This window comes from Xanthomonas codiaei (genome assembly GCF_002939785.1).
Lineage (GTDB): Bacteria > Pseudomonadota > Gammaproteobacteria > Xanthomonadales > Xanthomonadaceae > Xanthomonas > Xanthomonas codiaei.
Window position 1 is genome coordinate 1 of record NZ_MDEC01000051.1, and the last position, 13,761, is coordinate 13,761.

The window sequence follows — 13,761 nt, forward strand, 5'->3', positions numbered from 1 at the left end:
TGCATCTGCTCCGATGATCAGTCGGAAGACATAACGCTGTTAGGCGACCATGTCCAGATACAAGGAGCGCACCCGGGCGCGACGGGAGCGTTACCGATAAAGCCCCGTCGCGCCCGGGTGCGCTCCTACAGGCGGGGGGCAGCGCCCGGGTGGACAACCCAGCCATGACGCTTAGCAGCACCTCCATTACGTAGCCGGAGCGCCCCTGAGCGCGGCTGCCTTGCCGGCGCTGGCCCATCACGCATTCTTCCTGCGGACTCCTTGCGAGGCAGGGAATGCTGGAGCTTCAGCCGTCGGTCGCGGCGCTGGCGCGTCGGTGTCACGAACTCCACCCGCGCGCTGTCGGCAGCCGGAAGCACCCCGCCGAAGGGGCAGGCCCACCGCCCATCACGCCGTGGAAAGAACTGCCAACCGTGATCCACGTTGTGCTTCGTCTGTGGACACATGGGTGCTTATTTGTTGCGACGCAGCACGTTACTTCACGCATTCATCACTTGCAGATGCTTGATCTGTAATCGTTTCCACAGACGTGAAGACGGGGGTTTACGTCTGCTTATGAAAACGCTTACAGTCCGCGCCAGTTTTTGGGATGTCGGTCGCGGAGGGTGACACGAATGGCCAAGGGTGCGGTCACCATCAAAGATGTCGCCCGCGAAGCGCAGGTCTCCGTGGCGACCGTGTCGCGGGCGCTCAACGGGCATGACAACGTCGCCGGGCCGGTGCGTCAGCAGGTCGTGGCGGTCGCCGAACGCCTGCGCTACAGCCCGCACGCCGCTGCCCGCAGCCTGAGCAGCCGGCGCTCGCAGACGCTGGGCGTGGTGCTGCCGGACCTGTATGGCGAATTCTTTTCCGAGCTGATCCGCGGCATCGATGGCGCGGCACGCGCCGCCGGCCAGCACTTGCTGGTATCCAGCTATCACGGCGATCCGGAAGCCCAGGGCAGGGCGCTGCGCTCGATGCGCGGGCGCGTGGATGGCCTGCTGGTGTTGTCGCCGTACGCCGAGCAGCCGGGCTTCCTGACCGACAACCTGCCGCAGGCGCTGCCGACGGTGCTGATCAATGCGCACCTGCCCGGCGCCGGCTATCCGGTGCTGAGCATCGACGACCATGCCGGCGCCATGGCCATGACCGAGCATCTGCTGCGCGCAGGCCACCGGCGCATCGCCTTCATCGGCGGGCCGGCGCTCAATTTCGATGCGCGCGAGCGCCTGCGCGGCTTCCGCGATGCGATTGCCGGATTCGGCGAGCAGGCGCAGGCAATCGAGTATGCGGGCGACTTCGACGAAGCGTCCGGCCACCGCGCCGGGCTGGCGATGCTGGCTGCGGGCGGATTGCCCGACGCGGTCTTCGCCGCCAACGACATGACCGCGCTCGGCTGCCTGTACGCGTTCGCCCAGGCCGGCGTCGCGGTGCCCGGCGATGTCGCCCTGGCCGGTTTCGACGACATCCCGCTGGCCCGTTTCGTCCATCCGCCGCTGACCACCATGCGGGTCAGCATCGCGCGCCTCGGCGAGCGGGCGATGAGCCGGCTGATGCGGCTGGTGGAAGCGCCGGGCAGCGACGACGGCATGCGCCAGCTGCTCACGCCCGAGCTGGTGATCCGCACGTCCTGCGGTGCCGGCGCGCCGGGCACCTGACCTTTTCGCGGACGTTCTGTCCGCTCCCCGCTGCTCCCCCGCAGCGGTCGTTCCTGCAACACCGCAACGCCACAACAACAATCTGTACCGATCCCTGGAGGGACCATGCACCACCACCACCCCCATTCCGCGCGTCCGGCGCGCAAGCTGCTCAGCTGTGCCCTGGCCAGCTGCCTGTTGCTGGGCGCTGCGCCTGCGTTCGCGCAAGGCACCGGTGCCACCATCCGCGGCCAGGTTACGGTCGACGCGGCACCGGCCGCACAGGCGCAGGTCACCGCGACCAATCTGGCCACTGGCCTGACCCGCACCGTGCAGGTGAGCAACGGCGGCTATTCGCTGGGCGGCCTGCCACCGGGTTCGTACCGGATCGATGTCACCGCCAACGGCCAGACCAGCACGCAGAACGTCACCGTGCAGGTGGGCCAGACGGCAACCCTGAACCTGGGCGTCGGCGGCGAGCCGGCCACGGCCGATGGTGGTAACGCCACCACGCTGGATGCGGTGCAGGTCAAGGCGCCGCCGGTGCTGGTGGAAACCCGTACCTCCGAAAACGCCACGTATATCTCCAACGTACAGATCCAGAACCTGCCGCGGGCCACGCGCAACTTCCTGGAGCTGGCCGACACCGTGCCGAACGTGCAGTTCACCCGCGACGCCAACGGCACCACCAAGGTGCGCTCGGGAGCCACCTCGGCCGAAGGCACCAACGTCTACATCGACGGCGTCAGCCAGAAGAACTATGTGCTGACCGGCGGCGTCAGCGGCCAGGATTCCAGCCGCGGCAACCCGTTCCCGCAGTCGGCGATCGGCGAATACAAGGTCATCACCTCCAACTACAAGGCCGAGTTCGACCAGGTCAGCGGCGCGGCCATCGTGGCCTCGTCCAAGTCCGGCACCAACGATTTCCACGGCAGCTTCTTCTGGGACACCAGCAACGACGGCTGGCGCGAAGAGAGCCCGCTGGAAAAGCGCGCCGGCGTGCGTGACGACTTCGAGGAAACCCAGTACGGCGCCACGTTCAGCGGCCCCATCCTCAAGGACAAGGCGCACTTCTTCATCGCCTACGAGGCCAAGGAATACACCACGCCGAACGTGGTGATCCCCGGTTCGATTTATTCCGACCGCGTCGACCAGCTGCCGGCGCAGCTGCAGCCGCTGGTGGTGACCTCCAGCACGCCGTTCAAGGAAGACCTGTACTTCGGCAAGATCGACTGGACCATCGGCGACAACCACCTGTTCGAGCTGACCGGCAAGTACCGCAAGGAAGACGAGCTCAACGATGTCGGCCGGACCTCGACCTACGAACATGGCAGCATCAACGGGCAGGAAGAAAAGCGCGCCAACCTGCGCTGGCAGTACAGCGGCGCCAACTTCCTCAACGAGGCCAACCTCAGCTACGAGAGCGCGTTCTGGAACCAGGCGCCGATCAACAACGGCAACGGCTACATCCTCAGCTACACCCCGGTGCGCGGCAACGAGACCGACATCCTGGCCGCCGGTGCCGGCAGTAGTTTCCAGCGCAAGGGCCAGAAGGGCTGGACCTTCCAGGACGACCTGACCTTGAACAGCCTGGAATGGCATGGCGCGCACACCGTCAAGATGGGCGTGAAGTTCAAGAGCATCGATCTGGATTCGACCCAGTTCAATCCGGCCAACCCGCAGTACTACTACAACATCCTCACCGACGTGCAGACGCCGTACCGCGTGCGCTTCGGCGCGCCGCTGGTGGACGGTGGCGGTTCGGTGGTGTCCAAGAACAAGCAGTACGGCATCTACCTGCAGGACGACTGGGAGGTCAACGAGCACTGGACCCTGAACCTGGGCGTACGCTACGACTACGAACAAACCCCGGCGTTCCTGGATTTCGTCACCCCGACGGATGTGGCCGGCGCGCTGCAGAACTGGCCGAACCTGCGCAACGCCAACTACGACATCAACAACTTCATCAGCACGGGCAACAACCGCAAGGCGTTCAACAATGCCTGGCAGCCGCGCCTGGGTGCGTCCTACGATCTGTTCGGCGACCAGGCCCACGTGATCTACGGCGGCGCCGGCCGGGCGTACGACCGCAACATCTTCGACTACCTGGCCCTGGAGCAGCTCAACAACTCCTTTAAGTCGTACAGCTACTACTTCACCAGCGCCAACAACCCCGCCTGCCTGGGCGACCCGTGCACGGCATGGAATCCGGCCTATAACAGCCAGCAAGGGCTGGACACGCTGACCGCCAGCAGCACCGGCGGTGGTGGGCGCGAGGTCTACCTGATCGACAACAACCTCAAGACCCCGTACTCGGACCAATTCAGCATCGGCATGCGCAACATGGTGCCGCTGTGGGGCCAGGACTGGTTCACCGACGTGACCCTGAGCCGGATCGAAAGCCACGACGGTTTTGCCTTCGTGCGCGGCAACCGCCTGCCGGATGGTTCGTTCTTCCAGCCCGGGACCACCTCGGGCGTGCCGACCGACGGGCCCGATGGCTACAGCGCCATCGTGCTGGGCACCAATGGCGTAGAAACCCGCAACAACCAGCTCGCGCTGCAGATCGAAAAGCCCTTCGACGAGGAGTCGGGCTGGGGCCTGACCGTGGCCTATACCTATTCCGATGCCAAGGAGAACCGCCAGTTCGGCGAGCATTACGCGCTGGACCGCGAACGCATCCAGGACTACGGCTGGCGCGAGGCCGGCGGCATCCCGAAGAATCGCCTGGTGGTCACCGGCATCTACGAGCTGCCGTACGAGGTCAAGCTGTCCGGCAAGCTGTCGCTGGCCAGCCAGACCGCGCGCTACGGCCAGAATTGCCTTGCCGGCAACGATCAGTGCGACATCATCCAGTTCAAGCCGGATGGCACGCTGGGCTACAAGGAATTCAGCATTGCCGCCAATAAGGAATGGGATACCGGCGCAGGTGTCACATTCAATGTGCGTGCGGATATCCTCAACGTGTTCAACTGGGTCAATTACGCCGCCTTCAACGGCGATACCGGAACATTGCAGGACTTGAATACGGCTTACGGCACGCCGACCGGCGTGCTGGCATCGCCGATGCGTACCTTCCGGCTGGCCTTCGGCCTGAACTGGTGAGGTACTCGACCGCCCTGGCCACAAGGCCGGGGCGGTCGAACTCGGCGCCCGGATAGGGTAGGTTTGCGTGCGAGATGTAATCGATTACACAGGTGGGGGACGGATGGACAGGGGCAACACGTCGCGTTGGTTGACGATTCCACTCTTGCTGGGCGCGCTGGTACTGGCGTCCTGCAAACAGGCCGAGGAACCCAAGGTGGCCGAACGCAAGGCGCCGGTGAAAGTGATCCTGATCGAGGCGCAGTTGCCGCCCAAGCCAGTCAAGCCGCCGCTGCCGCCGTTGTTCTCGGACATCGAACGCCGCACCTTCCAGTTCTTCTGGGACACCACCAACGAGGTCAACGGGCTGTCGCCGGACCGCTTTCCGTCGCGCCCGTTCGCCAGCATCGCCTCGGTGGGCTTTGCGCTGACCGCCTATCCGATCGGCATCGAGAATGGCTGGATCAGCCGTAATCAGGCGATCGACCGCACCCTGACGACCCTGAAGTTCTTCCGCGATGCGCCGATGGGGCCGCAGCGCACCGGCCGCGCCGGCTACAAGGGCTTCTACTACCACTTTCTGGACATGCAGCAGGGCAACCGCTACGACAGCTGGGTCGAGCTGTCGAGCGTGGACACCGCGTTGCTGATGATGGGCGTGTTGTTCACCCAGTCGTACTACGACGGCGAGGACCCGCGCGAAAAGGAGATCCGCCAGATCGCCGACACGCTCTACAAGCGTGTGGACTGGCGTTGGCTGCAGCAACGTGCGCCGCTGATCTCGATGGGCTGGTTCCCGGAGAGCGGCTTCATCGATCACGACTGGATGGGCTACAACGAGGCGATGATGCTGTACATCCTCGCGCTGGGCTCGCCCACCCATGGCGTGGACCCGGAAGCGTGGACCAGCTGGACCCGCACCTACAACAACGACTGGGGCGTGTACCAGGGCCAGGAATACCTGTCGTTCGGCCCGCTGTTCGGCCACCAATACAGCCATGTCTGGATCGACTTCCGCGATATCCAGGACCAGTACATGCGCGAGCGCGGCATCGACTACTTCCTCAACAGCCGCCGCGCCACCCTGGCGCAGCGCGACTACGCCATCGACAACCCGATGAAGTGGAAGGATTACGGCGAGAACGTCTGGGGCCTGACCGCCGGCGACGGCCCGCAGAACACCAGCCAGGAATACCGCGGCGAGCAGCGCCAGTTCCGGCACTATTCCTCGCGCGGCGCCGGCCTGCGCGAAAACTTCGACGACGGCACCATCGCGCCGACCGCGGCCATCTCCTCGATCGTGTTCGCCCCGGAAGTGGTGATCCCGGCCACCGAGGAAATGCACAAGCGCTACGGCGACTATCTGTATTCCAGCTATGGTTTCCTGGATTCGTTCAACCCCAGCTTCAACTACGACATCCCGCTCAAGACCGGGCGCATGGTGCCCAACCGCGGCTGGGTGGCGGGCGACTACATCGGCATCGACCAGGGCCCGATCCTGACCATGATCGCCAACTACCAGAACGAATTCGTCTGGAACGTCATGAAGAAGAATCCCTACATCCGTAGCGGTCTCGAACGCGCCGGCTTCACCGGCGGCTGGCTCACCCCCGAAGGCGAGCCGCAGCCGCTGCCGCAGAAGGACGAGCAAAAAGCCGCCGCGCGGTCGCTGGGCATGGCCGAATCGCGTGCCGCCGCCGCCCAGGCGCAGCAAGACCCCTCGCAACGCCAAAACTCCACGCAACGCCCCAAACCCGAGTAATCCGTGCGCCTTCTGAAACTGTTGATACTGGCCGCCGCCCTGTGTGCAGGTGCGGCCGGATGTAGCCGTGCCGACCAGGCCCAGACCACCGTGCGCTTCTGGGCGATGGGCAAGGAGGCCGAAGTGGTGGCCGAGCTGGTGGCCGATTTCGAAAAGCAGCACCCGGACATCCACGTGGATGTGCAGAACATCCCGATGACCGCGGCGCACGAAAAACTGCTCACCGCCTTCGCCGCCGATGGCTTGCCGGACGTGTGCCAGCTGGGCAATACCTGGCTGCCGGAATTCGCCTTGCTGGACACACTCGAGCCGATGCAGCCCTACGTGGCGCGCTCGAAGATCGTCGACCCGGCCGATTATTTCCCCGGCGTGTGGGACACCAACGTGGTCGACGGCACCTTGTATGGGGTGCCGTGGTATGTGGACACGCGGCTGCTGTTCTACCGCAAGGACCTGTTGCGCGAGGGAGGCTACAGCGAAATGCCCAAGACCTGGGCCGAGATGGAGCAGGTGATGGCGGCGATCAAGCGCCACGTCGGGCCCGACCGCTACGCCATCCTGATGCCGCTCAACGAGTTCGAACAGCAGCTGTCCTTCGCGCTGCAGCAGGACGACCGCCTGCTGCGCGATCACGACAACTACGGCAATTTCCGCAGCGCCGGCTTCCGCAAGGCATTGGCGTTCTACGACGGCATGTATCAGAAGGGCTGGGCGCCGAAGGTATCGGAGACCCAGGTCTCCAATGTCTGGTACGAATTCTTCAACGGCTACTACGCGTTCTATCTCTCTGGTCCCTGGAACGTGCGCGAGTTCAAGCTGCGGCAGCCGCCGGGCATGGAAGGCAAGTGGGGGACTGCGCCGTTACCTGGCCCCAATGGCCTGGGTGCGGGCATTGCCGGCGGTTCCAGCCTGGTCATCTTCAAGTCCTCCCAGCACAAGGAGGCCAGCTGGAAGCTGATCGAATACCTGTCCCAGCCGGCCGTGCAGGCGCGCTTCCACGCCATCATCGGCGACCTGCCACCGCGGCGCAGCACCTGGAAACTTCCGTCGCTGGCCAACGACGAACTGGCCCGCGCCTTCGGCGACCAGCTGGAGCGGGTCAAGGCCACGCCAAAGGTGCTGGAATGGGAGCGCATCGTGCAGGAGATGCGCCTGGTGACCGAGCGCGTGGTGCGCGGCGGGCAATCGCACGAGGCCGCCGTGCAGGAACTGGACAAACGCGTGGACGAGATACTGGCCAAGCGCCGCTGGATCTTCGAGCAGGAAGGCGGGCATGTCGGGCCGGTTGGTGAATCTGCCGCGTCCCCCGCAGCCCAGGCCGCGCCGGCGCAGGGAGGTGTTCGATGATGCGCCGCAACTCCGTCGCCGGCTGGGTCTTCGCCGCGCCCTCGATCCTGGTGCTGGGCATGTTCTTCGGCGTGCCGGTGCTGGCCGCGCTGGTGCTCAGCGTCACCGACTTCGATCTGTACGCGCTGGCCGACAGCAGTCATCTGCGCTTCGTGGGGCTGGGCAACTACATCGAGCTGCTGCAGACGCCGCTGTTCTGGAAGTCGTTGTGGAACACGACGTACTTCGTGCTGCTGGGCGTGCCGATGTCCATCGCGGTGTCGCTGGGTGCGGCGCTGCTGCTCAACGCCAAGGCCTCGCGCTTCAAGGCCCTGTTCCGCACCGCGCTGTTCGCACCGGTGGTCACCACGCTGGTGGCGGTGGCGGTGATCTGGCGTTATCTGTTCCACATCAAGTACGGCCTGGTGAACTTCGGACTGAGCCATCTGGGCATCGCCCCGATCGACTGGCTGGGCGATCCGCGCTGGGCCATGCCCACCATCATGCTGTTCGCGGTGTGGAAGAACTTCGGCTACAACATGGTGATCTTCCTGGCCGGCCTGCAGGCCATCCCGCAGGACCTGTACGAAGCCGCGCGCATCGACGGCGCCTCGCGCTGGAAGCAGTTCCTGCACATCACCTTGCCGATGCTCGGGCCGGTGCTGATGGTGGTCGGGGTGATCACCATCTCCGGCTACTTCCAGCTGTTCGCCGAACCCTACGTGATGACCCGCGGCGACCCGCTGCAGAGCACCGTCAGCGTGCTGTATTTCATGTTCGAGGAAGGCTTCAAGTGGTGGAACCTCGGCCGCGCGTCGGCGGTGGCCTTCCTGCTGTTCCTGATCATTTTGGCGGTGACCACGGTGATGCTGCGCTTTGGCCGCAAGAAGGACCTGATATGAGTCGTGATGTCGGCCAATCGCGCTGGAATGCCGTGCTGATCAATGGCGGCCTGCTGGTGCTGGCCCTGGTCAGCCTGGCGCCGCTATTGTGGATGCTGTCGGTGTCGTTCATGCCCACCGGCGAGGCCAGCCGGTTCCCGCCGCCGATGCTGCCGTCGGCATTCACCACCGCCAACTACCACGAGCTGTTCGCACGCACCGGCATGGCGCGCAACTTCGCCAACAGCCTGCTGGTGTCCGCCTTGATCACGCTGGGCTCGTTGCTGATCAACACCATGGCCGGCTATGCCTTCGCCAAGCTGCAGTTCGTCGGGCGCGAGCGCATCTTCAAGATCCTGATGGCCGCATTGGTGATTCCGGCGCAGGTGGCGATGCTGCCGCTGTTCCTGCTGATGAAGCAGCTGCATCTGGTCAACACCATCGGCGGGGTGGTGGTGCCGGCGCTGGCGACCGTGTTCGGCATCTTCCTGGTGCGCCAGTATGCGCGCAGCATTCCCGACGAACTGATCGAAGCCGCGCGCATCGACGGCGCCAGCGAGATGCGGATCTTCTTCCAGATCGTGTTGCCGATGCTCAAGCCGGTGCTGGTCACCCTGACCATCTTCACCTTCATGGGCTCGTGGAACGACTTCATGTGGCCGCTGATCGTGCTGACCGACCAGGAGCAGTACACCTTGCCGGTGGCGCTGGCGGCGCTGTCGCGCGAGCACATCATGGACGTGGAGCTGATGATGGCCGGCGCGGTGGTGACGGTGATTCCGGTGCTGCTATTGTTCCTGGCGCTGCAGCGTTACTACATTCAAGGTCTTCTGCTGGGGAGTGTGAAGGGGTGAAGCCAGTGTTCCTGCGACTGCTTGCCATGACCGCCATTGCCGCCGCGGGCGCGGCACCGGCGCAGGAGCGCGTGCTCGACGGCTTCAACGACATCGGCGCCTGGCGCCTGGTGGTGTCCAACCAGGTCAGCGGTTCGCTGCGGCCGGTGGCCACGGCCTCGGGCGGACATGCGCTGTGCCTGGACTACAACTTCAACGGCGTGTCCGGCTATGTGGGCATCCGTCGCAGCTTGCCGATCACCTATCCGGACAACTACCGGATCGGGTTCGCGGTGCGCGGCGAGTCGCCCTCCAACGACCTGCAGTTCAAGATGATCGACGCCAGCGGCGACAACGTGTGGTGGGTCAACCGGCCGGGCTTCAACTTCCCGAAGAACTGGACCACATTCACCTATCGCAAGCGCAACATCGAGAAGGCCTGGGGCCCGGGTGCGGACAAGCAGTTGCGCACCAGTGCGGACGTGGAGTTCACCATCTACAACAAGGTCGGCGGCCAGGGCACGGTGTGCTTCGACCGCCTGACGCTGACGCCGCTGCCACCTGAAGACACCTCGCCGCTGAAGGCCGAGGCCATCACCGACACCGCACCGGCGCTGGAACAGCGCCTGGCCGACGGCAAGCCGGAGACCTTCTGGCTCAGCGGCGCGGTCAAGCAGCAGACCGTCACCCTGGACCTGGGCAAGGTGCGCGAATTCGGTGGCGCCGTGGTGCAATGGGTGCCCGGCCTGCAGGCCTCGCAGTACGAGGTGCGTTCCTCCAGCGACGGACGGAGCTGGCGCGATCTGCGTACCGTCACCGCCGGTGCCGGCGGCACCGACTGGCTGGCCTTGCCCGATACCGAAGCCCGCTACCTGCGCTTCGATCTCAAGGACGGCCCGAACTGGCGCTACGGCATCAAGGAAGTACAGCTGCAACCGCTGGCGTTCGCGGCCACGCCCAACGAGTTCATCAAATCGCTGGCGGCGCAATTGCCACGCGGCAGTTACCCGCGCGGCTTCTCCGGCGAGCAGCCGTACTGGACCATCCTCGGCCTGGACGGCGGCACCGAACAGGGTCTGATCGGCGAAGACGGTGCGGTGGAAGTGGGCAAGGGCGGTTTCAGCATCGAACCGTTCGTGGTCACCGGCGGCAAGCTGCTGCACTGGTCCGACGTCAGCAGCGAGCAAAGCCTGCAGGACGACTACCTGCCGATTCCCAGCGTCGACTGGCATCACGACCTGATGAACCTGCGCGTCACCGCCTTCGTGCAGGGCACCCCGGAGCAGGCGCAACTGGTCGCGCGCTACCAGTTGCACAACACCGGCAAGGACGCGCGCGAGTTCACCCTGGCCCTGGCGGTGCGTCCGTTCCAGGTCAATCCGCCATCGCAGTTCCTCAACACCCTGGGCGGCGTCAGCCGGATCGAACAGCTCGCCGTGGATGGCGCCCAGGTCAGCGTCAACGGCAAGCCGCGCGTGTTCGCGGCGCAGCGCCCCGATGCCGGGTTCGCCACTGCTTTCGACAGCGGCATGGATGTCAGCCATCTCACCGCTGCCACGCCGCCCACCACCACCCAGGTCAAGGACGAAACCGGCCTGGCCTCGGGTGTGCTGCTGTATCGCTGGAAGCTGGAACCGGGCCAACGGCGCGAGGTGGCGCTGGTGATCCCGCAGACCGGCGCCGCGCAGTTGCCTGCCGGTTTCGATGCGGAGGCCGCGCAACAACAGGTGGCCCAGCAGTGGCGCGGCAAGCTCGATCGCGTGCGCATCAGCGTGCCGGCCGAAGGCAAGCCGGTGGTCGATACCTTGCGCACGGCGCTGGCGCACATGCTGATCTCGCGCATCGGCCCGCGCCTGCAGCCGGGCACGCGCTCGTACTCGCGTAGCTGGATCCGCGACGGCGCAATGATCTCCGAGGGGCTGCTGCGGCTCGGCCGCGAAGACGTGGTACGCGACTACGTCGACTGGTTCGCGCCGTATCAATTCGCCGACGGCATGGTGCCGTGCTGCGTGGACGACCGCGGCAGCGACCCGGTGCCGGAAAACGACAGCCATGGCGAGCTGATCTACAACATCGCCGAGTACTACCGCTACACCGGCGACAGGGCGTTCCTGGAGAAGATGTGGCCGCACGTCACCGGCGCGGTCGACTACATGGAAAAGCTGCGCGCCAGCGAGCGCACCGAAGAGAACTTCATGCGCAACCCGGCCTTCTACGGAATGATGCCGGTGTCGATCAGCCACGAAGGCTATTCGGCCAAGCCGGTGCATTCGTACTGGGACAACTTCTGGGCGCTGCGCGGCTACAAGGACGCCACGATGCTGGCCAGCGCGCTCGACAAGCCGGATGAGGTGGCCCGCTTCGGCGCGGCGCGCGATGAGTTCAGCGGCGACCTGATCGCTTCGCTGGGCGCGGCAGTACGCCAGCACAGCCTGGATTTCCTGCCCGGCTCGGCCGAACTTGGCGATTTCGATGCCACCTCCACCACCATCGCGCTCACCCCCGGCGGCGAACAGCAGCGGCTGCCGCCGGACCTGCTGAGCAACACCTTCGAGCGCTACTGGAAGGAATTTTCCGACCGTCGCGACAGCAAGCGCGAATGGAAGGACTACACCCCGTACGAGTGGCGCAACGTCGCCGCATTCGTGCGCCTGGGCTGGCGCGAGCGTGCTTGGGACGCCACTGCGTTCTTCTTCAAGGATCGCGCACCGCAGCCGTGGAATCAGTGGGCCGAAGTGGTGTCGCGCACACCGCGTACGCCATTCTTTGTCGGCGACCTGCCGCATGCCTGGGTGGCATCGGATTTCGTGCGCTCGGTGCTGGACATGTTCGCCTACACCCGCGAATCGGACCAGAGCGTGGTGATTGCCGCCGGCACCCCGACGCGCTGGTTCGAAGGCAAGGGCATCGGCATCGCCGAATTGCGCACGCCATACGGGCGCCTCAACTACACCTTGCAGCGCAGCGAAAAACAGCTGGTGCTGCAGCTGCAGCCCGGCCTGCTGATGCCGCCTGGTGGGGTGGTGTTCGCCTGGCCTTACCAGGGCGAACCCGGCAAGGCCAGCGTCAACGGCGAAACCGTGGACTGGCTCAACGGCGAGCTGCGCATCCAGCAACTGCCGGCCACGGTACAGATCGATGTGCCCAGCGCGGTACGGCGGGCCGAAAAGGCCACGCAATGATGCGCCTGCCTTGTCCGGGACGGGCAGGGCAGTGGCGCCACCGTGGCGTGATGCTGGCCGCGGCGGCTGTGTTGGTGGCGTGCGCTGCGGCTGCGCAGGCAGGGCCGGCAGAATCGCAGCTCAAGGCTGACCAAGCGAAGCAACCCGGCGCGCCCCCCGTGGCTGGACGATCAGTGCAGGCGACTGCCTCCACCGCGCCGGCGCGCGAGATGACCCTGGTCACGCTCAACCTGCATCACGACCGCGAGGATTGGCCGGGCCGTCGCGCGCATATCGCCAAGGAACTCAAGCGCCTTGCACCGGACGTGATCGCGCTGCAGGAGGTGATCGAGCGGCGCGGCAGCGTGGAAAACCAGGCGGCCTGGCTGGCGCGCAAGCTGGGCTACGACCTGATCTTCGCCTCGGCCGATCCCATCGCTGCACCCAAGCGTTACGGCAATGCGCTGCTGAGCCGACGCAAGGTGCTGACCGGCCAGCAGCGCCTGCTGCAGCCGCTGGACGACTACCGCGTCGCCGCGCACCTGCAGGTGGACCTCGATGGTCAATCGGTCAACGTCTATGTCACCCATCTCAACGAACGCGCCGATGCGCGCGGCACCGCCACGCGAACGCGCCAGGTGGCCGATCTGCTGGAGTTCATCGGCTCCACCAGCGCACAGGCCCCGGTAGTGATCGCAGGCGATTTCAACACCGCCGCCGATGCGCTGGATCTGGAGGCGCTGCGCAAGGGCTATGGCGACAGCTACGGCAGCGTGCATCGCAACAGTACGGCCGATGTCAGCACCTTGAACCTGCATGTCTTCGACACGCCGGCACGCATCGATCATGTGTTCTTCCAGCAGAACCGCCTGCTCGCACGCGAAGCGCGCATCCTGTTCGACACCCCATATGCCGAAGGTCGCTGGGCATCGGATCACTATGGCGTGTGGGTACGCCTGCAGTTGGCACCACCGGCGCAGTCCGCGCCGTAGCAGCGCGCAAGCGACAGAGTCCGTAGATACCGTCTTGCCCCTCACCTGGCAAGGGCTTTCTGTGGGTCAAATGCGGTGCCCGATTTGAGGACGCCATAGACCAGAT

General features: G+C 65.4%; 8 protein-coding genes. All 8 read left to right on the forward strand.

The annotated features are described in order from the left end of the window. Positions 1-614 precede the first annotated feature (614 nt). The 8 genes from XcodCFBP4690_RS21390 to XcodCFBP4690_RS21425 all read left to right on the forward strand — a co-directional run bounded on the left by XcodCFBP4690_RS21390 (position 615) and on the right by XcodCFBP4690_RS21425 (position 13,655). Positions 615-1,637, forward strand: coding sequence for a LacI family DNA-binding transcriptional regulator (locus XcodCFBP4690_RS21390; RefSeq protein ID WP_104544240.1), 1,023 nt, complete (start codon positions 615-617; stop codon positions 1,635-1,637). 105 nt (positions 1,638-1,742) lie between these two features. Next, positions 1,743-4,721 (forward strand): TonB-dependent receptor, encoded by a 2,979-nt coding sequence (locus XcodCFBP4690_RS21395; protein WP_104544242.1) that lies wholly within the window; start codon positions 1,743-1,745, stop codon positions 4,719-4,721. A 103-nt stretch (positions 4,722-4,824) separates the two neighbouring features. Further along, positions 4,825-6,462, forward strand: a complete 1,638-nt coding sequence (locus XcodCFBP4690_RS21400; RefSeq protein WP_104544244.1) for a glucoamylase family protein — start codon at positions 4,825-4,827, stop codon at positions 6,460-6,462. A gap of 3 nt (positions 6,463-6,465) precedes the next feature. Then, a complete protein-coding gene (locus XcodCFBP4690_RS21405; protein ID WP_104544246.1) occupies positions 6,466-7,809 on the forward strand; it encodes a sugar ABC transporter substrate-binding protein in 1,344 nt (447 codons plus the stop codon). Next, complete coding sequence (locus tag XcodCFBP4690_RS21410) at positions 7,806-8,690, forward strand: carbohydrate ABC transporter permease (protein ID WP_104544248.1); 885 nt, start codon at positions 7,806-7,808, stop codon at positions 8,688-8,690. The genes XcodCFBP4690_RS21405 and XcodCFBP4690_RS21410 overlap by 4 nt, the downstream gene beginning before the upstream one ends. Continuing rightward, positions 8,687-9,523 carry a carbohydrate ABC transporter permease gene (locus XcodCFBP4690_RS21415; protein ID WP_104544250.1) on the forward strand — a complete coding sequence of 279 codons (837 nt, stop codon included), beginning with the start codon at positions 8,687-8,689 and terminating at the stop codon, positions 9,521-9,523. Before XcodCFBP4690_RS21410 ends, XcodCFBP4690_RS21415 begins: the two co-directional genes overlap by 4 nt. Before the next feature lie 26 nt (positions 9,524-9,549). Beyond that, entirely contained in the window at positions 9,550-12,684 is a 3,135-nt protein-coding gene (locus tag XcodCFBP4690_RS21420; RefSeq protein ID WP_167394745.1) for a discoidin domain-containing protein, read from the forward strand. Positions 12,685-12,734: 50 nt separating this feature from the next. Continuing rightward, on the forward strand, positions 12,735-13,655 hold the full coding sequence (locus tag XcodCFBP4690_RS21425; RefSeq protein WP_146092004.1) for an endonuclease/exonuclease/phosphatase family protein: 921 nt from the start codon (positions 12,735-12,737) through the stop codon (positions 13,653-13,655). Positions 13,656-13,761: the final 106 nt, after the last annotated feature.

Coding starts and splice junctions, on each gene's coding strand:
- XcodCFBP4690_RS21390 (WP_104544240.1), top strand. CDS start 615: ATGGCCAAGGGTGCGGTCACCATCAAAGATGTCGCCCGCGAAGCGCAG.
- XcodCFBP4690_RS21395 (WP_104544242.1), top strand. CDS start 1,743: ATGCACCACCACCACCCCCATTCCGCGCGTCCGGCGCGCAAGCTGCTC.
- XcodCFBP4690_RS21400 (WP_104544244.1), top strand. CDS start 4,825: ATGGACAGGGGCAACACGTCGCGTTGGTTGACGATTCCACTCTTGCTG.
- XcodCFBP4690_RS21410 (WP_104544248.1), top strand. CDS start 7,806: ATGATGCGCCGCAACTCCGTCGCCGGCTGGGTCTTCGCCGCGCCCTCG.
- XcodCFBP4690_RS21415 (WP_104544250.1), top strand. CDS start 8,687: ATGAGTCGTGATGTCGGCCAATCGCGCTGGAATGCCGTGCTGATCAAT.
- XcodCFBP4690_RS21420 (WP_167394745.1), top strand. CDS start 9,550: ATGACCGCCATTGCCGCCGCGGGCGCGGCACCGGCGCAGGAGCGCGTG.
- XcodCFBP4690_RS21425 (WP_146092004.1), top strand. CDS start 12,735: ATGCTGGCCGCGGCGGCTGTGTTGGTGGCGTGCGCTGCGGCTGCGCAG.